We start from the raw sequence: 24941 nt of genomic DNA, 5'->3' as shown, positions 1-24941 counted from the left end.
AAATTAGCTGATATGTTAGAAAGCAAGAAGATTTCTTGCACAGAGCTTACACAATCATATATTGACGAAATAGAAAATAGTAATGGCGAGCTTAATGCCTATGTTAAGAAAACTCCTGAGATTGCTTTGGACACTGCGAAAAAGGTTGACGAGAAAATCTCTAAGGGCGAAAAGCTTTCCCCACTTGAGGGTATTCCTATGACTCTCAAGGATAATATTTCAACAGACGGAATTGAAACAACCTGTTGTTCAAAAATCCTCAAGGGCTATGTTCCGATTTACGATGCAACAGTCTGGGATATTCTTAAAAAGCAAAACGCAGTTCTTCTTGGCAAAACCAATATGGACGAATTTGCAATGGGTTCATCTTGCGAAACATCTTGCTTTGGCGGAGCTAAGAACCCTCACAACATAAATCATGTTGCTGGAGGAAGTTCAGGCGGTGCAGCTTCTGCTGTCGGCGGAAATATTGCTGTATATGGCTTGGGTTCTGATACAGGCGGTTCTATCCGTCAGCCTGCAAGCTTTTGTGGCGTTGTAGGTTTAAAGCCAACCTATGGTGCGGTTTCAAGATATGGCTTGATTGCTTATGCTTCAAGCCTTGACCAGATTGGACCTATAACAACTTCTGTTGAGGATGCAGCTATTGTTTTTGATGCAATTTCTGCATATGACAAAATGGACTCAACTTCTCGTGGCAGACAGGGTGCAGCTGCTGTTGATACTCTTAACAATTCTATCAAAGGTATGAAAATTGGTATCGCAAAGGAATATATTGAAGGCGTTCGTGACGATGTTCGTGAGGCTGTTATGAATGCAGCAAAGGTTTATGAGTCACTTGGTGCAGAGATTGTTTACTTTGATTTACCAGTTTTGAAGTATGCACTTCCTGTTTATTATATCCTTGCTTGTGCAGAGGCATCTTCTAACCTTGGCAGATATGATGGCATTCGTTATGGCTTTAAGGCAGAGCATTATGATGATGTAAACGATATGGTTAAGAAAACAAGAAGTGAAGGCTTCGGTGATGAAGTTAAACGCAGAATCCTTCTCGGCACATATGTTTTGAGCTCAGGCTACTATGACGCTTACTATAAAAAGGCTCAGAATCTTAGAGGTACTATTGTAAATGCTTTCAAAGAGGCATTTACAAAGTGTAGCGTAATTCTTGCACCAACTGTTCCTATGACAGCTTTTGAAAACGGTAACGCTATAAGCGACCCTGTCGAAACCTATCTTACTGATATTTGCACAGTTCCTGTAAATATTTGCGGACTTCCTGCTGTTTCTGTTCCATGCGGATTTAACGCAAAGGGTATGCCTATCGGTATGCAGCTTATCGGTGACAGCTTCTCCGAGGCTACTATACTTAATGTGGCACATCAGTATGAAACAGCTGTTCCAGAGGCATTTAGGGCTTCTGATTTTGGCGTAAAGCTATAAGGAGGTTTGCAAATAATGAAATATGAGATGGTTGCGGGTTTTGAAACCCATGTTGAGCTTTCAACAAAGACAAAAATTTTCTGTGGCTGTACAACTCAATTCGGCGGTGACCCTAATACTCATTGCTGTCCGATTTGTATAGGTTTACCAGGTACACTTCCTAAGCTTAATCGTCAGGTTGTCCGTTATGCAGTTATGGCAGGTCTTGCAACAAACTGCACTATTCCTGAAATTGCAAAGATGGACAGAAAGAACTACTGCTATCCTGACCTCCCAAAGGCTTATCAGATTTCACAGTTTGATATGCCATTGTGCGTAGGCGGATATATTCCGCTCTCAAACGGCAGAAAGATTCGTCTTACAAGAATCCATATTGAAGAGGACGCAGGTAAGCTTATTCACCGTCACGGAGATACTCTTGTTGACTATAACAGAGGTGGCGTTCCGCTTATTGAGATTGTTTCCGAGCCTGATATAAGGTCTATTGAGGAAGCAAGAGAATATGTTGAAAAGCTTCAGCTTATTATGAGATATATCGGAGTTTCTGACTGCAAGATGCAGGAAGGCTCTATGAGATGCGATGTTAATATTTCTGTTCGTGAGGTTGGCAGTGATAAGCTTGGCACAAGAACAGAAATCAAGAATATGAACTCAATCAACTTTATTGCAAAGGCTATGGAATATGAGTTCGAGCGTCAGGTTGATATTCTTGAGAACGGCGGTAAGGTTATTCAGGAAACACTTCGCTATGATGATGTTACAAATACTACTTCAAGTATGCGTGGTAAGGAAGATGCAAACGATTACCGTTACTTCCGTGACCCTGACCTTGTTACTATAAGTGTTTCAAGAGAAGAGGTTGAGGAGCTTAAAAATCTTCTTCCTGAGCTTCCTGTACAGAAAGCGGAAAGATATGTAACCGAGCTTGGACTTTCCGAAACAGATGCAGCACTTCTTACAAAGTATCGCAAAATTGCTGAATTTTATGAGGAAGCAAGCGAGGGTACAAAGAATCCAAAAACTGCCGCAAACTTCATTATCGGTCAGATTTTCCGCAGACTTGATACAGAAAGCGATAAGGAAGCTTTTGATATTAAAGTTAGTGCAGAGGATTTGCGTGAACTTATTAAGCTTATTGATGATGGCAAGATTAAGATGAACCTCGCTAAGAGCACACTCGAAAAAATGCTTGATACAGGCAAAAAGGCAACTGAATTTATTTCAGAAAGCGATATGGGCGGTCTTGATGAAACAACTATGATTTCGCTTTGCGAACAGGCTGTCGAATCTAATCCTAATGCTGTCAGCGATTATAAGAACGGCAAGGAAAAGGCAATTAAATCACTTGTTGGTTTTGTTATGAAAAATTCAAGAGGCAAGGCAGACGCTGTTGCCGCTGAGGCTAAAATAAAAGAGCTTATTGCTAAGGCTTAAAGCCTTAAAAATACCGTCACAGAAAGATAAGCCTGTGACGGTATTTCTGTTGTTATTTGTTTTTGTAGAAGGTCTGCATAAAGCCATCTTTTTTTGTTTCGCTAATGTCACCGCCGATAACCTTCTTATCAAGCACAAGGAGATTTGCAACGATTTTGCTATTACTATCGTAATTAAGAATTTTATATGTATATTTAGTACATTCCTCGCCACTATATTTCGTAAGGTCTAAACCTTGCTGTTTTTGAAGTTCATTATAGCTTGTGTAAACTTCATTAAATTCTGATGGGATTGTAATTTTTTCGGTCTTAGTTGCTTTGCCCGAGGTTTTCCAGCCAAATTGTTCTAAAAATTCAATTCTTCCAGCGTTTCCATCAGCCTCAAGACTGTAAGAACCTTTTTCTCCATTAGCACTTGCTGGAGCGGTTGACAATACAGTTATTCCAATTATTAGCAAAATTACTGCTGCAACAATGGCACTTACTATTATTACAGTCTTTTTCTTAGGCTTTACTGAAACTATGAACATAAAAAAACACGCTCCTTTATTTATAAAATAATATGAAATTCCAAACGAAAATATTTCTGAAAATAGCACTAATGGTTACATTTTTTATAATTTTCTGTGTAGCTATTGTATTTAGTACGATTTTAATGTAAAATATAATCTATATAAATATAATAGAGCTAAATATACTCACGAATAGTCGGAGGTAAGTTATGAGTCTAAACGATAATACAGAAAATCAACTTGAAAATGGAGAAACTCAAGAAGTTAATGAGAATATAGTATCATCAGAGATTGAAAACAATACAGAGGATAACCAGAATGATTCTGAAATGATTCCAGCTGATGAAACAAATGCTGAACTCGATGATACCGAAGAAAGCAATGCAGATATTGATGAAGAAAATTCAAAAGCTAAAAAGCACAAAAACAGAACGCTTGTAGTTGCAGCATCTATTTTTGCGGTGACAGCATTATCCTTTGGTGCTTGGTATGCTTTCTTTAATAATGATGTTTCTGGTGTTTGGGCAACTGATGTAGAATTTACAGATAATTCAGGAAATACCAAAACTGCTGTTATGAAATTTGAATTTGGTAATAAAGAAAAAATGAGTTTCTTTGATAATGAGAAATCTTATTTTTCAGATAAAGAGTCTAATTCTCCGAGTGCAAATATGATAAATGGTGGAAGAAGTTGGTCTGGTTGGTATAACAAGACAACCTCTGATGCTAACGAGAATATCTTACAGCTTTATTTCTCAGCATATCAAAGTGCTTATTCCTATAATTACGAAGTTTCTGGTAATATATTTAGTGGCAGAACACTAAAGCTTATTAATGGCGACGAGGTTATGAAATTTACTCAAGCTGATAATAGCTATGCCTTAGACCCTGACGATGACTTTAAGCTTAATAATGGCGTTGTTGGCGAGTGGAACGCTGATGGAAATATAGTATATACATTTACTAAGGACGGAAGATTTTCTGAAGATACTGGGAATTCAAAGACAGAGGGTACTTATAATTTCGGAGAAAGTGATGACGGTTACGACGCTATAATAGTTAAATATATGTATAACGGAGAAGTTAATACAATTACGATTCCGTATCTTTTAAAGGGCGATACAATGACTTTAACTTTCAATGGATATGATGTTGACCTTACTAAGGTCGTTAAATAATGATTTTTCGGAGGAAAAAGTAATGCTTAATCGTGAATGGAAGCAATTTAAAAGTGGTACAGACATAAGAGGAGTTGCAGTTGAATATAAAGAAAATAAGGTTAATCTGACAGATGATGCTGTTCGTGCCATGGCAGGCGGTTTTGTACTTTGGCTTAGCAATAAGGTCGGCAAAAAGCCTATTGAGCTTAAAATCTCTGTTGGACGAGATTCAAGAATTTCCGGTGAACATATACTTGGCCTTTGTGCTGATGTTATGAAAGAAAGTGGTGCAGAAGTCATAGATTGCGGACTTTCAAGTACACCAGCTATGTTTATGACAACTGTTGATTTAGCTTGTGATGGTGCTTTGCAGATTACTGCAAGCCACCACCCATTCTACCGTAACGGACTTAAATTCTTCACAAGAGATGGTGGTCTTGAGGCTGAGGATATAGAAGCAATTCTTCAATTCGCACAAGATGGCAAAACGCCTCAAAAAGTTTCATGCGGAACTATTACTAAATATAATTATATGAAGGATTATTCCGCTGGACTTCGTGAAATAATCAAAAAGGCTGTTAATGCAGAGAATTATGATAAGCCGCTTACAGGCTTTAAGATTGTTGTTGATGCTGGAAACGGTGCAGGAGGATTTTATGCTTCTGATGTTTTAGAGCCACTTGGTGCAGATACAGAGGGCAGTGTTTATCTCGAGCCAGACGGTATGTTCCCTAATCATATACCTAACCCTGAAAATGAAGAAGCGATGGCTTCAATCTGTTCAGCAGTTAAGAAGGCTAATGCTGATTTAGGTGTTATATTCGATACTGATGTTGATAGAGGCGGTGCTGTTGATTCAAGCGGAAATGAAATCAACAGAAACAGACTTGTTGCAATCGCAGCAGCTATTGCTCTTGAGGGCAATGAGGGTGGTCTTATTGTAACTGATTCCATTACCTCAAGCGGACTTAAAGATTTTATTGAGAATGAACTTGGTGGAAAGCATCTCCGTTTTAAGCGTGGATATAAAAATGTAATCAACGAGGCTATCAGACAAAATGAAATAGGTGTAAACTGTCCGTTGGCTATCGAAACATCAGGCCATGCAGCTATGAGAGAAAACTATTTTCTTGATGATGGTGCTTATCTTTGCACAAAAATTATCATTAAACTTGCACAGCTTAGAAAAGAAGGCAAAACTCTTGAATCACTTCTCGAAAATCTTGCTGAACCAATAGAAAGCAAGGAAATCAGAATGAATATTCTTACAGAGGATTTCAGGGCATATGGAGAAAAGGTTATCGAAAGCTTGACAAAATATGCTGAGGCACAGCCAGAATTTATTATAGCTCCTGATAATCACGAGGGCATCAGAGTATCTTTTGATAAGAATAATGGCAACGGTTGGTTCTTGCTAAGATTGAGCGTACATGACCCAATTATGCCTATGAACATTGAGAGTAACAGCGTTGGTGGCGTTGAAACAATTCTTAAAAAGTTAGAAGGTTTCTTTAAGGAATTTACTGAGCTTGATTCCTCAGGTATTTCTAAAGCTTTGAAAAGGGGTTGATTAATTGAGCAACAGTAATAAAAATTATAACCGTAGGGCGGGTACTCCATCACTTATTGTAGGATTGTCGCTCGCAGTTATTGCTGCGGTTATTGCATTGATAGTTTCTTCACAAACAAATAGAAATCAAGAACAAAAGCCTGTTGCACAGATTTCATCTCAGAATTCATCAGTTGTCAGTACGGCTTCAAGAGCAGAATCAAGCGAAGATTCTAAGAAAGAGGAAGAAACCATTAAGAGAAGTGGTCTTGAGATAAGGTATATTGATGTTGGTCAAGGTAATTCGACTTTAGTTTTACTTCCAGATGGCAAGAATCTTCTTATTGATGCAGGTCCTAAGGAAAGTAGTGATAAGCTTGTAAGCTATCTCAAAAATGAGAAAATTAAAAAAATAGATTATCTTATCGCAACTAATGCTGATGTCAATGATATAGGCGGTATGTCAAGTGTTATAGAAAACTTTGATATAGGCAGAGTTTATGCACCGAATGTAGAAGATATTATCAACTCATACGAAACAGAAAAAAATGTAGCTGAAGTATATAAAAGCTTCACAAATGCACTTTCAGCAAAAAAGCTTATTAAGCTTGATGCAAGTAGTGGAACACATATTTATTTCTCACTTTCACTTACAGTAGATATAATTTCACCAAATGATAGTGCATATAGCGACTTGAATAACTATTCGACAGCTGTACTTTTAAAATATGGTCAGCAGAAATTTATATTTATGAGTGATGCAGAAAATTATTCTGAGCAGGAAATCATTGATAATGGTATAGATGTAACCTCAGATGTTATAATGATTGGCAATCATGGAGGTTCAGCAGCTTCTGGAAAGTCATTTATAAAGGCTGTTGCACCTAAATATGCAATTATTTCTTGTGGTGCAAATAACAGTGAGGGTTATCCTCATCAAGAGACACTTAAAACTCTTGAGCAAAATGAAACTAAGGTGTTCCGTACAGATTTAAATGGTACAATCACTCTTAAATCTGATGGTATGAACGAGCTTAGGCTTACGCCTGAAAAGCAGGCTGCAAAAGAAAATTCTACACCTATAAACGAAAGCTCAAGCTCTGAATCCTCAACAGATTCAAGTGCGGAATCTCAAACATCAGGTGATGAATCAGAAAACAGCACAGAAAGTGAAGCTTCTCAAGAAGCAACCGAAGATTCAGCTACAAGTGCGATATAAATAAAAAGAATCGAGGTTAGCAAAAATGCTAACCTCGATTTTATTTATGCTTAGAAATGTATGGTTGAAAGGAGTATACTGAAGATACTTACAACCATAAGTCCTGCAAGAACAAGTGCAACAATTCTTATGATAAGCTTTCGTTTTTTATTATTCATAGTAATTATCCTTTCATTTGTTAGTTATAGTATAACATAAGTTCTGAAATTTTCAAGTCTTTATTGACAAAGAGCATTATTTGATTAAAAAAGTATATTTGGCTTATGCTTAAAAAAGCTTAAGCAAAGCTTTAATTTTTATAGAAATCATATTAATTAAGTATTATGTATTTATTTGCAAGAAAATGCAAAAGTATTTGCAAAGTTACTTTAAATTTGAATTTATTTATGATATAATTTTATGGAATGACTTTTAATGGTATATTTTTATTTTTTTGAGATATTTTTCGTATAGAAGGGTGAATATAGTTTGAAAAACGATAATTTTGAAAAAGGCGAAGATATTATAGCGGGAAGAAATCCTGTTTCAGAAGCACTTAAATCTGGGCGTTCTATCGAAAGAATACTTGTTGCTCACGGAGAAATGAGCGGTTCGGTTAAGGTTATTGTTGCTAAGGCTAAGGAAAAGGGTATTCCAATTAAAGAAGTTGATAGCAGAAAGCTCGATTTTATGTGTGGTAATGCTAACCATCAAGGAATAATTGCTATTGCGGCAGTGAAAGAGTATGTTAGTGTTGATGAAATTCTTAAAATAGCAGAAGAAAAAGGCGAGAAACCTTTTATAATTATACTTGATAACATAGAAGACCCTCATAATCTTGGTGCGATTATCCGTACTGCTGAATGTGCGGGTGCCCATGGTGTTATAATACCAAAACGCAGAGCCGCAGGCTTAACATTCTCTGTTGGCAAAGCTTCTGCTGGTGCATATGAATATATGCCTGTTGCAAGAGTTACAAATATTCCTGCAACTATTGATGAGCTTAAAGAAAAAGGACTTTGGATATACGGTGCTGATATGGACGGAGAAACCTATTGCACGAGTGACCTCAAAGGTGCGTGTGCTTTAGTAATAGGTTCTGAAGGCAAGGGCTTACAAAGACTTGTTAAAGAAAAATGCGATGTTATATTGTCCTTGCCTATGCTCGGAAAAATTAATTCTCTTAACGCGTCTGTTGCTGCTGGTGTTTTGATGTATGAGTTTACTCGTCAGCGACTTGAAATAAAAGCTAAATAAGGGGGAATTTCAATGGCAGAGAAAAAAAGAACTTCAGATAGCTCAGAAGATAAAGTTCTTGATGATATGACCAATGATTTCGACGATGTTTTTAGCGAAATTAAAGATAAAAATGATGTTGAATCAAAGAAAAATCAATTAGAGGAAGAGTCTGCAATCCGTGGAATTTTCGGACGCATAAAAAAGAAAAATAGTAATCAAAAAAATTCTCTGTCCGAAACTGAAAAGAAGACATCTTCTATGAATCTTAGCGACAGTCAAGAAATTCTTGACCTTAGCAAGGAGGTTACAGGTAGTGCAAAAGAGGAAGCGGTAGTTGTTGTTAAGGCTGAAGAGGAATCAAAGGGCGTTACAACTATTACTATGAAAATTCCTAAGCTTACTGATGAAAAGCTTGCTGAAATTATTGCGGAACAAAAGCAAGCTGATATGACAAAGAAAAAAGTTGAAGATAAACCAAAAGAAGATGTTCAAACTGAGAAAAAAAGTTCGGAAACCAAGAATCAAGATTTAAATAGTGAAGTAGATGATATTGCTAATACTCAAAAACAAGCTGAACATAAAATTGAATTAAAAGAAAAGGAAAACGAATTTTCAGAAGATTTGTCTCAAGGAGCAGATGAAAAGCCAAGCTTTAAATCAAAGTTTTCTAAATTTCTTTCTACTGCAAAGGAAAAAGCATTATATTATCTCGGTTTTGAAGATGATGAAGAATACGATGACGATGTTATATTCAGTACAAGTAGTGGTGTAGAGCGTTTGAAAAATGCTAATCCACTTGATTTTGATGAGGAATATAAGGAAAATATTGTTTATCAAGCGCCTGATGATGAGAAAAAAGATAATAAACCAGATTTGCTAAAAATTGCTGCACAGAACACAACTATAAATACCGATTTTAATTTAACTGAAGATAAATCAAAAGAAACTAAAATAGAATCTGAAGAAAAGCCTGTTGAAACAGAAACTAAGTCGGAGGTTGAAGAAAAGCCTGTTGAAACAGAAACTAAGTCGGAGGTTAAAGAAAAGCCTGTTGAAACAGAAACTAAGTCGGAGGTTGAAGAAAAGCCTGTTGAAACAGAAACTAAGTCAGAAGTTGAAGAAAAGCCTGTTGAAACAGAAACTAAGTCGGATGTTGAAGAAAAGCCTGTTGAAACAGAAACTAAATCGGAAGTTGAAGAAAAGCCTGTTGAAACAGAAACTAAGTCGGAAGTTGAAGAAAAGCCTGTTGAAACAGAAATTAAGTCGAAAATTGATAAAAAACCTATAACAGCTGAAATTAAGTCGGATACAAAAGTATATAAGAAGAAAACTGATGATGAATTAACTTTTGACGAAATTCTTGCAGAAGAAAAGCGAAATAGAATTTCAATAGATATTGCACTTGATGACGATGAATCGAATGAAGATATTTCAAATTCACCGCTTTCAGACCAGCTTGATTTTTCTATTCTTTCAGAGCAAATTGCAGGTGACGCTCTAAGAGAACCACGCAGGTCTAAAAAGCCAAAGACTGAGAAGCCAATTAAATCGGAAGAAACTGCCAAATCAGTTGAAGTAGAAACTAAAGAAGAAACTAAAAAAGAAACTAAAGAAGAAACTACAAAGCCAGCTGAAATAGAAATTAAATCTGCTGAAGATGATATTAACTTTGAATCAGTTGCAAAACAAATAATGGCTGATACTAAGGTTGAAAAAACAGTATCAAAACCTATTCAAAGTGAAGTTAAAAACGATGATTTCGATTTCGATAGTCCTTTCATCCAAATAATTGATATGCCAGTTAAAAAGCATATTGAGGAAAAGGCTGAATCAGTCAAGCAAGCAGTTGCCGAGGAAAAGACTGAACCAGTCAAGCAAGCGGTTGTTGAGGAAAAGACTGAACCAGTAAAGCAAGCGGTTGTCGAGGAAAAGACTGAACCAGTTAAGCAAGCAGTTGTCGAGGAGAAGGCTGAACCAGTAAAGCCAGCAGTTGCCGAGGAAAAGGCTGAACCAGTAAAGCAAGCAGTTGCCGAGGAAAAGGCTGAACCAGTAAAGCAAGCAGTTGTCGAGGAGAAGGCTGAACCAGTTAAGCAAGCGGTTGCCGAGGAAAAGGCTGAACCAGTCAAGCAAGCAGTTGCCGAGGAAAAGACTGAACCAGTAAAGCAAGCAGTTGTCGAGAAAAAGGCTGAACCAGTCGAACAAGCAGTTGCCGAGGAAAAGGCTGAACCAGTAAAGCAAGCGGTTGTCGAGGAAAAGGCTGAACCAGTAAAGCAAGCGGTTGTCGAGGAAAAGGCTGAACCAGTCGAACAAGCAGTTGTCGAGGAAAAGGCAGAATCAGTCAAGCAAGCAGTTGTCGAGGAAAAGGCTGAACCAGTAAAGCAAGCGGTTGCCGAGGAAAAGACGGAAGATAGCGAGAATCCTTTCGTCAGAATTGTTGATAGAGTAAAGCCTAAACAGAAATCAAGCGAACCAGTAGTTCAGCAAAAGCAGTTTAATCCTATTATTATAGAAGATGAAAAGCTTATTCAGGAATTTAAGCTTGATTTTGCAAAGGATAATATACCTAAAACTCTGCTTACATATAGTCGTCCATCAGAAAAAAATAATTTTGTAGTTATGGCGGGTAAGTTTACTAAAACGGTAAGAAGTGAATATCGTGCATATAAATACAAACCAAAGTCGCCTGAACCACCTACACCACCTGATGATAAGCAAAATCCACCAAGGTCTGAACAGTCAAAACAGTTAGAACAGAAGAAAAAAAATGATGAGAGCGGAAAAACTTCTGTTTTTGGTGAATTTTCATTTAAAAAGCTTAAAAAAAATCCTGAGCCAGAACAAAAAGCTACTGCAAAGGTTGAATCAGAACAAAAAGCTCAACCACAACAAGAACAAAAACATACATCAGTAGTTAAACCTATTCATAAGCAAGAGGTGCAACAAACAAAGGCAGAAGAAACACACAAGGTGAAAATTCCAAAGCCTAAAATGCCGACAGTACCACCTGCGGTTAAGATGGCTGTTCCGAGTTTTATTCGTAAAAAACAGCGTCCTGAAATAATGCCTGATATAAAGGAAAAAAAAGAAGCTGTTCAGCCTGAACCAGAAAAAACTGCAAAGCCAAAAACCGAAAAGAAAAAAAATAATAAGGCATCTGAGGCTAAAAAAGCTATAAAAAAGAAAACTCAAATGTTAAAGCTTTTTAGTGATGATGAAGATTTTGACATTGATGATATTGATTCCAATGGAGAAAATCGAGAAATTGAAGAATATTCAAGTAAGAATGATGAGAGAGAAATTCGTTCAGAGATAAATAACAATTATCGTAAGCTTACATTCCGTTCAATAATTGTTGCGATAGGACTTGTCTTTTCAATAACATTAGATATACTTGTTGGAGTTATAAGCGAAACCTTTATGAATATGCCTTTTGGCTGGCTTTTAGTTGCGTTTTTAAATGCCATAATCTTGTGTGTATGTGTAGTGGCTTGTTATGTTCCAATAATAAATGGACTAATACCACTAAGGCATTTCAAGGCTAATTCTGATACAAGCCTTGCAGTTGCATCTTTCGCAGGAATACTTCAAGCCTTTGTATCGTTTTTCTCTCCACAAAGCTTTATAAATGGTTATCTGCATTACTATACAACACTTGTGATTCTTGGACTTTTGCTTAATTGTATAGGTAGAATGCTGATAATTACTCGTGTACATGATAACTTTAAGTTTATTATGAAAAATCCTGAGCTTTATGCGGGCAAGATTTATACAGATGAAAGAAATGCAAAGAGAATGTTTATGGGAGCACCTCTTAATAAACCCCTTATTGCATATAGAAAGAAGACAAAGTTCCTGAGTAATTTCTTACAGCTTTCATATGCACCTGACCCAAGCGAAAATATTGCTTCCAAGATTGCACCGATTACCTCTGTTGTAGCTATTGTTGCAGCCTTATTTTATGCGTTTATTGGAGGGGGAGTTGCAGAGGGTGCAAGTGCATTCGCACTTTTTGCAATAATACTTACACCTGTTTGTCAGCTCGTAGCTGTCAACCTTCCAATTAAAAAGCTCTGCTCAGCAGTTGTTAAAAAAGGGTCTATGGTTACAAGCTATGAATCAGTAAAGCAATTCTGTGATACAAACGCTATTATTGTAGATGCAAATGATTTATATCCATCAGGAACTGTTACAATGAGCGGAATAAAAACCTTTAGCGGAAGTAAGGTAGATGACGCTATTCGTGGTGCGGCAGCGGTTATGTTTGCAGTTAAAGCACCTATGTCGAGTATGTTCGATAATATTATCAAGAGTAAGAGAGATACATTACCTCATGTTGAAAGCGTTATTTATGAGGACGGTCTTGGACTTGTTGGTTGGGTAGCTGGTCAAAGAATACTTCTCGGAAACCGCAGGCTTCTTGAAGCTCACGGAATTAAAGTGCCATCTGTTGAATATGAAAAGAAGTATACAGATAAGAGCAAGCAAGCGGTTTATTTATCACTTGGCGGAGAGCTTGTTGCAATGTTTATAGTTACTTATAAGGGCAGCTCATATATCGCTGAGGAGCTTAGAAATCTCGAACAGAATGGTGTTACTATTCTTGTGAGAACGATTGATTCTAATATAACTCAAGATAGAATTGCAGAAGATTTTGGTGTTTTCTATCGTTCAGTTAAGATATTGCCAACAGGTTTGGGAAATATAACTAAGGAAATGACAGATACACCTGATGAAGAAACTCGTGCATATATTGCAACAAAGGGTGGAATACAGTCATTCGCAAGAGCAATTTCGGGCTGTATAAGAATTAAATCAAATGTTACACTTTCAATTTTCTTGCAAATGGCAGGAATTATTTTAGGTTTTGTTCTTGTTGGTGTAATTACATTTATATCAGGAATTGCAAGACTTAATATCCTTGAATTGCTGATTATGTATGTTTTCTGCATAATAGTAGGTATAGTTGCACCGACTATACGAAAACCATAAAAACTCTGAAAAGGAATGATTGATAATGAAGATTGCACCATCAATGCTTTCTTGTGATTTCGCTAAAATGGGAGATGAATTAATCAGAATAGATAAGGGTGGAGCAGATTGGATTCATCTTGATGTTATGGACGGACATTTTGTTCCTAATATTACAATAGGCCCTGCGATAGTATCTGCACTTCGCCAATATTCCAAGCTTCCTTTTGATGTTCACCTTATGATTGATTATCCTCTTGATTATATAGAGCAGTTTGCTAAAGCGGGAGCGGATATAATTACCTTCCATATTGAAGCAAAATCTGATATTCAAGCAACTATTGATAAGATTAAGTCCCTTGGGGTAAAACCTGGACTTGTAATAAAGCCAAAGACATCTGCTGAGGAAGTATTCCCTTACTTAGAACAGGTTGATTTGATACTTGTTATGACAGTAGAGCCTGGTTTTGGCGGACAAAGCTTTATGGCAGATATGCTTCCGAAGGTTACTGCTATAAAAGAAAAAGCCAAAGAATTGGGCAAAAATATGCTTGTAGAAATTGATGGTGGAGTTAATGATAAAACAATTTCTCAGGCTGCTAAGTTTGGTGTTGATGTTTGCGTATCAGGAACAGGCGTTTTCAAAGCATCTGACGCAAAGGAAGCTATTGATAATTTAAAGCGTTTATCTGAAGTTTAATAGCAAAAAGCCGTCCTACCTATAAAGGACGGCTTTATTTTATAGTGTTCGTTTGCTGTATTCTGTTTCAATAATCTCGAAGATTTCCTCTGGTGTTTCTTTGCAGCCATTATTAAGCCACATCTTTATAATATCTGTAATTACACTTTATAGGCTTAAATAAGAAAAATATTAATTAACTGAATTAGAAATATACATTAATTATGTGCATATAATGAATAATGGAGGTTCACAGCTTTTTGCATAGGAGGGGCAATATGACTTGCAGAATAACCGACCTTAGATGTAAAGAAGTTATAAATGGCAAGGACGGTTGTAGACTTGGTTGTGTTGATGATGTTGAAATAGATACTAAAAATGCTAAGCTTGTAGCAATCATAATCTTTGGCAGACCGAAATGCTTCGGACTTTTCGGCAGGGAAGAGGATATAGTTATATTATGGAATAACATAGAGCTTATAGGCGAGGATACTATAATTGTCACGAATGTTCAGCGTCCATATAAGAAAAAAAGAATGAAGCTGCCATTTTTTAAGTAACTATGCTGTCTGAAAACACATAAATTTTCAAAAAAGACTTGCATTATCTGAAAATATGTGTTAAAATATTCGAGCAAAACACACGCAGACTCTTTTATATGGTTTCGGTGCATTTCATTCCGAGGTGTTTGTCATATATGATTCTGCGGAGGTTTAAAACCAAAAGGAGGACAAAACAATGTCAGTAGTATCTATGAAACAGCTTCTTGAAGCAGGTGTACATTTTGGTCACCAGACAAGAAGATGGAACCCGAAGATGGCTAAGTATATCTTCACAGAGAGAAACGGTATCTATATTATCGATCTCCAGAAAACAGTTAAGAAGCTTGAGGAAGCTTATAACTTCGTTCGTGACCTTTCCGTAGAAGGCAAGTCAGTTCTCTTCGTAGGCACAAAGAAGCAGGCTCAGGATTCCGTTAAGGAAGAGGCAGAGCGTGCAGGTGCTTACTATGTTAACGCAAGATGGCTCGGCGGTATGCTTACAAACTTCACAACAATTCGTACAAGAATTGAAAGACTTAAGCAGCTCCGTGCAATGGAAGAAGACGGTACATTCGAACTCCTTCCAAAGAAGGAAGTTGTTAAGCTCAACCTTGAGATTGAAAAGCTCGAGAAGTTCCTCGGCGGTATCAAGGACATGAAGGAAATTCCTGGTGCTCTCTTCATCATCGACCCACGCAAGGAAAGAATCGCTGTTGCAGAAGCTAAGAAGCTTGGTATTCCGATAGTTGCTATCGTTGATACAAACTGCGACCCTGATGAAGTTGATTATGTTATCCCTGGTAATGACGATGCTATTCGTGCAGTTAAGCTCATTTCTTCTGCTATTGCTAACGCTATTATCGAAGGCAACGAGGGCAGAATGGGTGCAGCAGCTGCTGAAGCAGACGAAGCTGAAGAAGCAGCAGAGTAATTCAATAATATAAAATTAAAATACCCACGCTATGCTCGTGGGTATTTTTCAAGATAATGAAAATTTATAAAATGGAGGAAAATTATTATGGCATTTACAGCACAAGATGTAAAAACTCTTAGAGAAAAAACAGGCTGTGGTATGATGGACTGCAAGAAGGCTCTCACACAGGCTGACGGCAATATGGACGCTGCTATTGATATTCTTAGAGAGCAGGGTCTTGCAAAGCAGGCTAAGAAAGCTTCAAGAATCGCAGCTGAGGGTGTAGCTTATGCAGCTACAAACGCAGACGCTACTGTTGGTGTTGTTGTTGAAATCAACTCCGAAACAGACTTCGTTGCTAAGAACGATGACTTCATGAGCTTTGTTAAGACAGTTGCCGATACAATCATCGAGAAGAACCCTGCTGATGTTGACGCTCTTCTCGCAGAAAAGGCTGCTGATTCTGATATGACAGTTGCTGAACTTCTCCAAGAGAAGGTTCTTACAATCGGCGAGAACATCAAGATTCGTCGTTTTGCTCGTTATGAGGGTGCTGTTGCAACTTATATCCACGCAGGCGGTAAGATTGGTGTTATGGTTAACTTTGAAACAGATGTTGCAGGCAAGGAAGGCTTTGCTGAATATGGCAAGGACATTGCTATGCAGATTGCTGCGGTTAACCCATCATACCTCCAGAAGTCCGATGTACCTGATGAGGTTATTGAGCATGAAAAGGCTATTATGACAGAGCAGGTTATCAATGAGGGTAAGCCAGAGGCTATCGCTCAGAAGATTGTTCTTGGCAAGATTGGCAAGTATTATGAGGAGAACTGCCTCGTAAATCAGGCTTTTGTTAAGGATAACAAGATGACTGTTGAGCAGTACACAGCCAAGGTTGCTAAGGACCTTGGTGGCAGCATTAAGATTCTTGGTTTCGTTCGCTTTGAGAAGGGCGAAGGACTTGAGAAGAGAAGCGATAACCTTGCTGATGAGGTTGCTAAGCAGCTCGCAGAATCTTCTAAATAATTAAATTTTAGCCGAAAGGCTCTATATAAAGAGGAGAATTCATACTATGGGTTCTCCTCTTTTTGTACTTTTTTACCATATTTTGTGATGAAGATAAAGTAAATAATTAAAATGCTTGTTAGGATTGACGAAATATGCTATAATTAATTTACTGAAAAATTTTCTTTAAGAGAGGGAAAATAATAATGTTAACAGATATTGAAATCGCACAGCAGACTAAACTCAGACTTATAAAAGATGTTGCTAAAGATATAGGAATTGCCGAAGATGAACTTGAATTTTATGGTAAGTATAAGGCAAAACTTTCTGAGGAGCTTTTCAAAAAGCTTGAGTCTAAGCCAGATGGTAAGCTTATTCTTGTTACAGCAATTAACCCAACTCCGGCAGGTGAGGGTAAGACAACTGTTACAACAGGTCTTGGACAAGCTATGAATAAGCTTGGAAAAAAGACAGTTATTGCTTTGCGCGAACCATCACTCGGCCCTGTTTTCGGAATTAAGGGCGGTGCAGCAGGCGGTGGATATTCACAGGTTCTTCCAATGGAGGATATCAACCTTCATTTTACAGGTGATATGCACGCAATTACAGCTGCCAATAATCTTCTCTGTGCGATGCTCGATAATCACATTCAGCAAGGAAATGAACTGGGCATTGATGTTAAAAGAATTCTAATTAAGCGTTGCCTCGATATGAACGACAGAGAGCTTAGAAACATTGTTGCTGGTCTTGGTGGAAAGATAAACGGTGTACCTCGTGAGGACGGCTTTATTATCACTGTTGCAAGTGAAGTTATGGCTATTCTTTGTCTTGCAGACTCTATAAGCGACCTCAAAGAGCGTCTTGGAAATATCCTTGTTGCATATTCATATGACGGAAAGCCAGTTTTCGCAAAGGATATTCATGCAAATGGTGCCATGACAGCACTTCTCAAGGATGCTATTAAGCCAAACCTTGTGCAGACTGTTGATGGTACACCTGCAATTATGCATGGTGGTCCATTCGCTAATATTGCTCATGGCTGTAACTCTGTTCGTGCAACAAGACTTGCACTGAAGCTTGGCGATTATTGTATTACTGAGGCTGGTTTTGGTTCTGACCTTGGTGCTGAAAAATTCTTTGATATTAAGTGCCGTCTTGCTGGCTTGAAACCAAATGCAGTTGTTCTTGTAGCTACTGTTCGTGCTTTAAAATATAACGGAGGCGTTCCAAATACAGAGCTTAAAACAGAAAATCTTGACGCTCTTAAAAATGGCATTGTAAATCTCGGAAAGCATATTGAGAATATGAAGAAATTCGGTGTACCTGTTGTTGTAGCAATTAATCGTTTTGAATCCGACACAGATGCAGAATTGAATTTTGTTGAAAATTACTGCAAGGATAATGGTGCAGATTTCTCACTCGCAGAAGTATTTGCAAAGGGTGCAGAGGGCGGACTTGAGCTTGCAAAGAAAGTTTGTGAAGCAACAGAAAAACCATCTGACTTTAAGCCTATCTATGAGAACGGTCTTACAATCACAGAAAAGCTTGAAGCAATCGCAAAAAATATCTATGGTGCATCAGGTGTAGTATTTACTCCTAAGGCTAAAAAGGCTCTTGCAGAGGTTGAAAAGCTCTATAAGGACGATATGCCAATATGCGTTGCAAAGACACAGTATTCACTTTCTGATAATCCAGCATTTCTCGGCAGACCAGAGGGTTTTGTAATTACTGTTTCTGATGTAAGAATTTCTAATGGCGCTGGCTTTGTTGTTATTTATACAGGCGATATTATGACTATGCCTGGACTTCCAAAGGTTCCTGCCGCAAACAGAATTGATGTTGACGACAACGGTAAAATTTCGGGTTTGTTCTGATTAGGAGTTGTTTGGATTTGGTTAAGTTTATATCATCTTCGGCAAGTGAAACTGAAAACATAGGAAAAAAGCTTGCAAAAAAATTGAAAGGCACTGAGGTTATAGCACTTTTTGGCGGACTTGGTGCAGGAAAAACAGCTTTTACAAGAGGTTTATCTGAGGGACTTGGTTTTGAAGACGGAGTTTCAAGCCCGACTTTTGCCTTGGTTCACGAATATGAGGGAAAGTTTCCGATTTTCCACTTCGATATGTATCGTGTTACAACATATGATGATTTATATTCAACGGGCTTTTTTGATTATATTGGTAACGGTATTTTGGTTATTGAATGGAGCGAAAATATCGAGGGCGTACTTCCAAATGATGCAATCAGAATTACTATTAAGCCACTTTCAGAAAATGAAAGAGAAATTACAATAAGCGGGGTAGACATAGAATGATTATTTTAGCATTTGATTCTTCAGCGTCACCTGCATCTGTGGCACTATATGAGGACGGCTTTTTAAAAGGCGAATTTTATATGAATACAAGCCTTACACATAGTCAGACGCTTATGCTTCTTGCAGAAAAGCTTCTCGAATTTACTAAGACTGATATTAAAGATGTTGATGTCTTTGCGGTTGATGCAGGTCCTGGCTCATTTACTGGAGTAAGAATCGGAGTTTCGTGCGTAAAGGGAATGGCTATGGCTTTAGGAAAGCCTTGTGTATCGGTTTCAACGCTTGAGGCTATGGCACAGAATTTAGAAATTTTCAACGGCTTGATTTGTGCAGTTATGGACGCAAGATGTTCACAGGTTTATAATGCACTTTTTATGGCAAGCAACGGAAAGATAAGCCGTATCTGTGGAGATAGGGCGTTATCAATAGCAGAGCTTGAATCTGAGCTTATGGATTTCAGCAATGTTGAAATAATGCTTATTGGTGATGGTGCAAATATTTGCTTTGAAAATATGAAGCGAATTGAAAATATAAAAATTGCACCACAAAATCTCAGGTATCAAAGAGCCTATGGAACAGCAGTTGTCGCTTATGAAAAGGCTCAAAACGGAGAAACAATTTCCTCAGATGAGCTTGTGCCACTTTATTTGAGATTACCACAGGCAGAAAGAGAATTAAAAGCAAGATTGAAAAATAGTTCAAAATAAAATCTTATATTAAATAACGGAGGTTAATAAAATGATAGCACTTGGAGCAGACCACGGCGGTTACGAAATTAAAGAAGCAGTAAAGAAGTATCTTGAAGAAAAGGGCATAGAGTATAAGGATTTCGGCACATACAGCACAGATTCTGTTGATTATCCAAGATACGCTTATCCAGTTGCTAAAGCGGTTTCTTCTAAGGAATGTGAGCTTGGTATACTTTGTTGCGGAACAGGAATCGGAATTTCTATTGCAGCAAATAAGGTTAAGGGAATAAGAGCTGCTGTCTGCACAAACGAATTTTGTGCAGAGATGACAAGAAGACATAACGATGCAAATATCCTTTGTATGGGTGGTCGTGTTATTGACAGTGAAATGGCTGTTAAGCTTGCTGATATATTCCTTCATACTGAATTTGAGGGCGACAGACACATCAATAGACTTGCTCTTATTGAAAAAATTGAGAATGGCGAAGAAATTTAAAACTATTTTATATTAAAAATTTTATATATTTTTTAGACATTCTTGATTAGTTCTTGCATTTTTTGACTAAGTTTGTTATAATAGTACAGATTTATATTATTGTGCAGTTTATTTATCATCTAAAGATAAAGGAGTAAAAATATGAGCAAAAAATATGATGTTGGTATAATTGGTCTTTGGTATGGCAGAAATTATGGCAGTATGGTTACATACTATGCTCTTCATAGTGTTATCACAGATATGGGTTATTCTGTTCTTATGATAAACAATCCTTTGGGAAATGCTAATTTTGAAATTACCAAAACACATCCATTCCGTATTGCTAATATGTACTATAATGTTAGTGAGAGATTAAGACTTGATTCTCTCTCTAAGCTTAACGATGTTTGTGATACATTTGTTGTCGGTTCTGACCAACTTTGGAATTACGGTCTTAGCCGTCCATATAAGCAAATGTATTTTCTTGGCTTTGCTGATGACAGCAAGAAGAAAATTGCCTATGGTACATCTTTTGGTCGTGCATATAATGCTCCTGAAGATGAAAAAGTACGCAGTGGCGGAAATCTTGCTCGTTTCGATGGTATTTCTGTAAGAGATGACCTTTCTCTCAGTACCTGTAAGAATACATTTGCACTTAATGATACAGTAGAAGTTTGCGACCCAACTTTCCTTTGTAAGATAGAGGCTTATAATGAACTTGCTTCTAAAGCAGGAACACTTGAAACAGAACCATATATTCTTGCTTATGTTCTCGACCCAAATCCTGAAATAGGCAGACAGCTTGAAAAGCTTTCTATCGAAAAGAATATGAAGGTTGTTGTACTTCTTGATGAACCACCTGTAAGATGGGACGCTAATTTTGCTAATCTTCAGCTTTCTGGTAATGGCAGAGTTGAAGTTAAGAAAGATGTTGACCTCTTTGAGTGGCTCTGGTATTATCAGAATTCTTCATGTGTATTTACTGATAGCTTCCATGGAACAATTTTCTCAATTATCTTTAAGAAGCCATTTGTTTCTCTAATTAATAGAAAGCGTGGGGCAGAGAGATTTGTTTCATTGCTCAAACCTATTGACCTTGAATATAGACTTATTGATAGTGCTGATAAGATTACATCAGACCTCAGCAAGTATGATTCTTGCGACTATGAAGGTCCTTATCAGAAGCTTAACGCTATTAAGGAGTATTCATATAATTGGCTCAAAGACCAGCTTACTAAAGAAAAAAAAATGATACCTGCAAATGCGGAGGTTAAATCTATTACCCCTGCTCCTGCTATACAGCCTAAGCCTGTCGTAGAAGAAAAGCCAAAGACTTCTGTTGACTTTGAACGCTGCAAGATGATTGTAACACTTGTTAAGAGATATGGCATTAAGCATATTGTTATGTCATCAGGTTCAAGAAACTTGAATCTTGCTCGTCTTTTTGAGGCAGAGCCATATTTTAAGATTTATAGAGTTACTGACGAAAGAAGTGCAGGCTTCTATGCACTCGGTATTGCTGCAAGACTTGGTGAGCCCGTTGTTATGTGCTGTACTTCTGGTACTGCTACATCAAACTATCTTACTTCGATTACAGAGGCTTACTATCAGCATATTCCACTTGTTGTTATTACAGGCGACCGTTATCCTCGCTACCTTGGTCAGGATGAGGAACAGACAATTCCACAGGCAGGTATGTATGGCAAGGTTGTAAAGAAATGCGTTTCTTTGCCACAAGACCCAACTGCTCTTGGCGATTGGGAAGCAAGAAGAATGGTTTGCGAAGCATTGCTTGAAGTTAAGCATCATGGTACAGGTCCTGTACACATTAATGTTCCTATTGCTAATATTGAGTTTCCGAAGCCTCCTGCATCAGTTCTCAAGCTCGATAAGAAATATCTCTGCATAGATAGATTTGAGCTTTGTGACCCTGATTCAAAGTGGCAGGATAAGGTAGACAGACTCTCTAAGGTTAAGAGAATACTTGTTGTTTATTGCCAGAACCAGCCTCTTTCTATTGAAGAACAGAAGTCTGTTGAAGCATTTGTAGATAAGTTTAACTGCGTTGTTATCAGTGATAACCTTGCAAACTTCCATTGCTCAAAATCTATTCTTTCTTATAATATCACTCATGACTATACACAAAAGCAATTCAGAGATGAGCTTGCTCCTGATATTGTTATCACAGTAGGCGGTAGGCGTATGCTCAATAACCCAATTCTTGGCAAGCTTAGAAACCTTGGTACACAATGGTATCATTGGCGTGTTGCTGAAGATGGTGAAGTTGCTGACACATATAGAAGACTTAAAAATGTTTTTGAATGCTCACAGAAGTATTTCTTCGATTACTTTGTAGAACATTCAGGCGATATTCATAACGATGGTGAATACTACAAGGCTTGGAAGAAGGCTGAAAGCAACATTAAAGTTATGCACGCAGAAAAATATAATCAGCTTTATGCTATTGAAAGAACAGTTACAACTCTTCCAGCACATTCATTGCTTCATATCGGTATCGGTCATACAATCATTATGACTAACAGATATAAGCTCGACCCAACTGTTCGTGTATTCTGTAATATGGGTACAAATGGCATAGATGGTTCAGCTTCAACCTTTATGGGACATTGTGCAGTAAGTAAAGAGCTTTGCTTCCTTATGATAGGTGACCTTAGCTTCTTCTATGATATGAACTCAATCTGGAATAAACCACTAACTGGTAATATCAGAATTATGATGTTCAATAACTCAGGTGCAGGTTTACTTCGTCATTATAGAAGCCCATCTATTACACAAAAGCACGAAACCTCAGCTAAGGCTTGGGTTAAGTCTGTCGGCTTTAATTATCTTTCTTCTGAAAATCAAGAGGAATTTGAGGAAAACCTTAAAATATTTACATCAGATTGTGACCAGCCGATTTTCTTTGAAGTTTTCTGTTGATATAATCGGAGGTTAAAAAATGAAAGGTTATAGAGTAACATTTATAAAGCCGAAAGTAGCTGAGCTTAGGTCTTTTGAGCTTAGAAAGCCAAAAGATAATGAGGTTATGGTTAAGGTTAAGTATACCTTGATTTCTGCTGGTACAGAAAAGGCCTATCTTTCAGGTGCAAACAATACTGCACAAAAATTTCCAACAGTTCCAGGGTATTCGAGCGTTGGTACAGTCGTAGAGGTAGGAAGTGCTGTAACAAAGTTCAGACCAGGCGACCGTGTATTTGTTGAATATGCAGGTCACGCATCATATAATTGGAAAAAAGAATCAGGCGTTGTAAAAATTCCTGATGATGTATCCTTTATAGATGCAGTATTTACAAGAGTAGCAAGTTTTCCACTTCTTGCAATACGCAGAAGCCGTCTTGAGATTGGTGAATCTTGCGTTGTTGTTGGTCTTGGTATGCTTGGACTTTTCGGTGTTCAGATTGCAAGGGCTTGTGGTGCAACTCCTCTTATAGCTATTGGTAATCGTGAAATCAGACAGGAAAAAGCAGCTTTATTTGGTGCAGAATATGTGTTCTCTCCAAGTGAACCTAATCTTGTTGAGAAGATTTATGAAATCACCGAGAAAACAAACAGCGTTAAGGGTGCTAATGTTGTCCTTGAAACCTCTGGCTCTATGGCAGGCTTGCAGCTTGCATTGAGATATTCCTCTAAACATGCAAGAATCCTTATCAATGGTTGTAACCGAGTTAGTGATGAGCCAATTGACCTTTATAAGTATGTTCATATTAAGGGTCTTAATATAATTGGCTGTCACGATAAAACCCGTTTAGCATATAATTCTGTTCTTGGTAACTTTACTGCTAAGCGTGATTATATAACGCTTTTAAATCTTATGAGAGATGGCAGAATTGATCCTGGAGATATTCTTTCAGAAATTATTTCTCCTACACAGACATCAGAAATATATAATCAACTTCTTACGGATAGACAATTCCCACTCGGCGTTGTATTTGATTGGGACCAAGTTTAAAATATAAAATAAGCTTTAAAAAAACAAACTGATTTCGTTTTGAACGGAGTCAGTTTGTTTTGTATGGAAAATTAGTATATTAACTTCTTATATTTGATGAGTCCGATTTTAAAGCTTTAGATTTAAAAAAATAGTTAAAAGTATTAAGCGACTGTGGAAATGTTTCACATAATGATGAAATCTTAAAAATATATGTTATAATAAAAAAAATAAAAGGAGGTAATAAAAATGTATAATATTATATCTTATTGGTTGAAATATTATAGAAGCGAATGCAAACTTACTCAACAAGATGTTGCAGATTTGCTTGGATTAGAGCGTTCAAGCTACACCTATTATGAAACAGGAAAAACAACACCAGATATAGAAACTCTTATAAGACTTTCTAAGATATTCCATGTTGATTTCTTTGATTTACTTTCAGGCTGTAATACAGAAACAGGAAAGTATGTTAATGATTCAAATTTTAAGGAGCTTAATGATAAGCTTGACCGTGATGATGAAGCAAGGTTCTCAGAAGCTAATTTTGAGGCTGAAATTCTTCTCAGAATCCGTTCACTTGATGAAGGTAAGCGTGAGGAAGCAATGGCCTTTCTTGATGACCTCACAGATAATATTTATAAATTCAGACGCAAATCAAAGACTCGTGAAGTCACTGCAAAGCCAGTAGAGATTCCTAAGAAAGAAATTGAACTTCTTGAGAAAGCAGATATTAAGTATCTTCCACCAAGAAAACCAAGAAAAAAGCGTGGCAGAAAGAAGAAAAATATCTTTTTAGAAGATTAAAATTATAAATAAAATGTGCATAGTATAAACAAAATTGGTTTATACTATGCACATTTCGCATTTAAA

19 protein-coding genes are annotated in these 24941 nt (G+C 37.2%); 18 read left to right on the top strand and 1 reads right to left on the bottom strand.

The window, feature by feature from the left end; all coding sequences use genetic code 11:
* The first annotated feature begins 12 nt into the window (after positions 1–12).
* Together gatA and gatB are read left to right on the top strand one after the other, a co-directional pair.
* The gene (gatA, locus tag C9914_RS08545) at positions 13–1443 is read left to right on the top strand and encodes an Asp-tRNA(Asn)/Glu-tRNA(Gln) amidotransferase subunit GatA (protein WP_242972098.1); all 1431 of its coding nucleotides are present in this window, start codon (positions 13–15) and stop codon (positions 1441–1443) included.
* 15 nt (positions 1444–1458) lie between these two features.
* Positions 1459–2877 (top strand): Asp-tRNA(Asn)/Glu-tRNA(Gln) amidotransferase subunit GatB, encoded by a 1419-nt coding sequence (gene gatB / locus C9914_RS08540; protein ID WP_106764766.1) that lies wholly within the window; start codon positions 1459–1461, stop codon positions 2875–2877.
* 52 nt (positions 2878–2929) lie between these two features.
* On the opposite strand, the gene C9914_RS08535 is transcribed toward gatB, so the two are convergent.
* Positions 2930–3406 carry a DUF4830 domain-containing protein gene (locus C9914_RS08535; protein WP_106764764.1) on the bottom strand — a complete coding sequence of 159 codons (477 nt, stop codon included), beginning with the start codon at positions 3404–3406 and terminating at the stop codon, positions 2930–2932.
* Positions 3407–3597: 191 nt separating this feature from the next.
* On the opposite strand from C9914_RS08535, the gene C9914_RS08530 reads away from it, so the two are divergent.
* The 16 genes from C9914_RS08530 to C9914_RS08450 all read left to right on the top strand — a co-directional run bounded on the left by C9914_RS08530 (position 3598) and on the right by C9914_RS08450 (position 24875).
* The gene (locus tag C9914_RS08530) at positions 3598–4566 is read left to right on the top strand and encodes a hypothetical protein (RefSeq protein WP_106764762.1); all 969 of its coding nucleotides are present in this window, start codon (positions 3598–3600) and stop codon (positions 4564–4566) included.
* 22 nt (positions 4567–4588) lie between these two features.
* On the top strand, positions 4589–6118 hold the full coding sequence (locus C9914_RS08525; protein WP_106764760.1) for a phosphohexomutase domain-containing protein: 1530 nt from the start codon (positions 4589–4591) through the stop codon (positions 6116–6118).
* 4 nt (positions 6119–6122) lie between these two features.
* A complete protein-coding gene (locus C9914_RS08520) occupies positions 6123–7316 on the top strand; it encodes a ComEC/Rec2 family competence protein (RefSeq protein ID WP_106764758.1) in 1194 nt (397 codons plus the stop codon).
* A gap of 468 nt (positions 7317–7784) precedes the next feature.
* Positions 7785–8552 (top strand): 23S rRNA (guanosine(2251)-2'-O)-methyltransferase RlmB, encoded by a 768-nt coding sequence (gene rlmB, locus C9914_RS08515; protein WP_022264125.1) that lies wholly within the window; start codon positions 7785–7787, stop codon positions 8550–8552.
* A 12-nt stretch (positions 8553–8564) separates the two neighbouring features.
* Positions 8565–13523, top strand: a complete 4959-nt coding sequence (locus C9914_RS08510; protein WP_106764756.1) for a hypothetical protein — start codon at positions 8565–8567, stop codon at positions 13521–13523.
* Between the two features lie 25 nt (positions 13524–13548).
* A complete protein-coding gene (gene rpe / locus C9914_RS08505) occupies positions 13549–14202 on the top strand; it encodes a ribulose-phosphate 3-epimerase (protein WP_106764754.1) in 654 nt (217 codons plus the stop codon).
* A 257-nt stretch (positions 14203–14459) separates the two neighbouring features.
* Positions 14460–14741, top strand: a complete 282-nt coding sequence (locus C9914_RS08495; protein WP_022264128.1) for a YlmC/YmxH family sporulation protein — start codon at positions 14460–14462, stop codon at positions 14739–14741.
* A 178-nt stretch (positions 14742–14919) separates the two neighbouring features.
* A complete protein-coding gene (gene rpsB / locus C9914_RS08490) occupies positions 14920–15654 on the top strand; it encodes a 30S ribosomal protein S2 (RefSeq protein ID WP_106764752.1) in 735 nt (244 codons plus the stop codon).
* An 87-nt stretch (positions 15655–15741) separates the two neighbouring features.
* A complete protein-coding gene (gene tsf / locus C9914_RS08485) occupies positions 15742–16662 on the top strand; it encodes a translation elongation factor Ts (RefSeq protein ID WP_022264130.1) in 921 nt (306 codons plus the stop codon).
* A 185-nt stretch (positions 16663–16847) separates the two neighbouring features.
* The gene (locus C9914_RS08480) at positions 16848–18515 is read left to right on the top strand and encodes a formate--tetrahydrofolate ligase (RefSeq protein ID WP_106764751.1); all 1668 of its coding nucleotides are present in this window, start codon (positions 16848–16850) and stop codon (positions 18513–18515) included.
* A gap of 17 nt (positions 18516–18532) precedes the next feature.
* Positions 18533–18955: a tRNA (adenosine(37)-N6)-threonylcarbamoyltransferase complex ATPase subunit type 1 TsaE gene (gene tsaE, locus C9914_RS08475; RefSeq protein WP_022264132.1), complete on the top strand. Its 423-nt coding sequence runs from the start codon at positions 18533–18535 to the stop codon at positions 18953–18955.
* A complete protein-coding gene (gene tsaB / locus C9914_RS08470; RefSeq protein WP_106764749.1) occupies positions 18952–19662 on the top strand; it encodes a tRNA (adenosine(37)-N6)-threonylcarbamoyltransferase complex dimerization subunit type 1 TsaB in 711 nt (236 codons plus the stop codon). Before tsaE ends, tsaB begins: the two co-directional genes overlap by 4 nt.
* A 31-nt stretch (positions 19663–19693) precedes the next feature.
* Positions 19694–20140, top strand: coding sequence for a ribose 5-phosphate isomerase B (rpiB, locus tag C9914_RS08465; RefSeq protein ID WP_106764747.1), 447 nt, complete (start codon positions 19694–19696; stop codon positions 20138–20140).
* A gap of 141 nt (positions 20141–20281) precedes the next feature.
* A complete protein-coding gene (gene menD, locus C9914_RS08460; RefSeq protein WP_106764745.1) occupies positions 20282–23059 on the top strand; it encodes a 2-succinyl-5-enolpyruvyl-6-hydroxy-3-cyclohexene-1-carboxylic-acid synthase in 2778 nt (925 codons plus the stop codon).
* A 19-nt stretch (positions 23060–23078) separates the two neighbouring features.
* The gene (locus C9914_RS08455; protein ID WP_106764743.1) at positions 23079–24089 is read left to right on the top strand and encodes a zinc-dependent alcohol dehydrogenase; all 1011 of its coding nucleotides are present in this window, start codon (positions 23079–23081) and stop codon (positions 24087–24089) included.
* Between the two features lie 228 nt (positions 24090–24317).
* A complete protein-coding gene (locus C9914_RS08450) occupies positions 24318–24875 on the top strand; it encodes a helix-turn-helix transcriptional regulator (protein ID WP_022264137.1) in 558 nt (185 codons plus the stop codon).
* Positions 24876–24941 lie beyond the last annotated feature (66 nt).

Origin of the sequence: Pseudoruminococcus massiliensis (assembly GCF_900291955.1) — a bacterium.
Classification (GTDB): Bacteria; Bacillota; Clostridia; order Oscillospirales; family Acutalibacteraceae; genus Pseudoruminococcus; species Pseudoruminococcus massiliensis.
Note: the sequence above shows the minus strand (reverse complement) of the source record. Positions and strands in the feature narration are given on the sequence as shown.

Excerpts from the sequence above, each read along its gene's own strand:
- C9914_RS08525 (WP_106764760.1), top strand. The coding sequence starts at position 4,589 with ATGCTTAATCGTGAATGGAAGCAATTTAAAAGTGGTACAGACATAAGA.
- C9914_RS08530 (WP_106764762.1), top strand. The coding sequence starts at position 3,598 with ATGAGTCTAAACGATAATACAGAAAATCAACTTGAAAATGGAGAAACT.
- gatB (WP_106764766.1), top strand. The coding sequence starts at position 1,459 with ATGAAATATGAGATGGTTGCGGGTTTTGAAACCCATGTTGAGCTTTCA.
- C9914_RS08450 (WP_022264137.1), top strand. The coding sequence starts at position 24,318 with ATGTATAATATTATATCTTATTGGTTGAAATATTATAGAAGCGAATGC.
- C9914_RS08535 (WP_106764764.1), bottom strand. The coding sequence starts at position 3,406 with ATGTTCATAGTTTCAGTAAAGCCTAAGAAAAAGACTGTAATAATAGTA.
- C9914_RS08455 (WP_106764743.1), top strand. The coding sequence starts at position 23,079 with ATGAAAGGTTATAGAGTAACATTTATAAAGCCGAAAGTAGCTGAGCTT.
- rpe (WP_106764754.1), top strand. The coding sequence starts at position 13,549 with ATGAAGATTGCACCATCAATGCTTTCTTGTGATTTCGCTAAAATGGGA.
- rpsB (WP_106764752.1), top strand. The coding sequence starts at position 14,920 with ATGTCAGTAGTATCTATGAAACAGCTTCTTGAAGCAGGTGTACATTTT.
- gatA (WP_242972098.1), top strand. The coding sequence starts at position 13 with ATGTTAGAAAGCAAGAAGATTTCTTGCACAGAGCTTACACAATCATAT.
- menD (WP_106764745.1), top strand. The coding sequence starts at position 20,282 with ATGAGCAAAAAATATGATGTTGGTATAATTGGTCTTTGGTATGGCAGA.
- C9914_RS08480 (WP_106764751.1), top strand. The coding sequence starts at position 16,848 with ATGTTAACAGATATTGAAATCGCACAGCAGACTAAACTCAGACTTATA.
- rpiB (WP_106764747.1), top strand. The coding sequence starts at position 19,694 with ATGATAGCACTTGGAGCAGACCACGGCGGTTACGAAATTAAAGAAGCA.
- C9914_RS08510 (WP_106764756.1), top strand. The coding sequence starts at position 8,565 with ATGGCAGAGAAAAAAAGAACTTCAGATAGCTCAGAAGATAAAGTTCTT.
- tsf (WP_022264130.1), top strand. The coding sequence starts at position 15,742 with ATGGCATTTACAGCACAAGATGTAAAAACTCTTAGAGAAAAAACAGGC.
- C9914_RS08495 (WP_022264128.1), top strand. The coding sequence starts at position 14,460 with ATGACTTGCAGAATAACCGACCTTAGATGTAAAGAAGTTATAAATGGC.
- tsaB (WP_106764749.1), top strand. The coding sequence starts at position 18,952 with ATGATTATTTTAGCATTTGATTCTTCAGCGTCACCTGCATCTGTGGCA.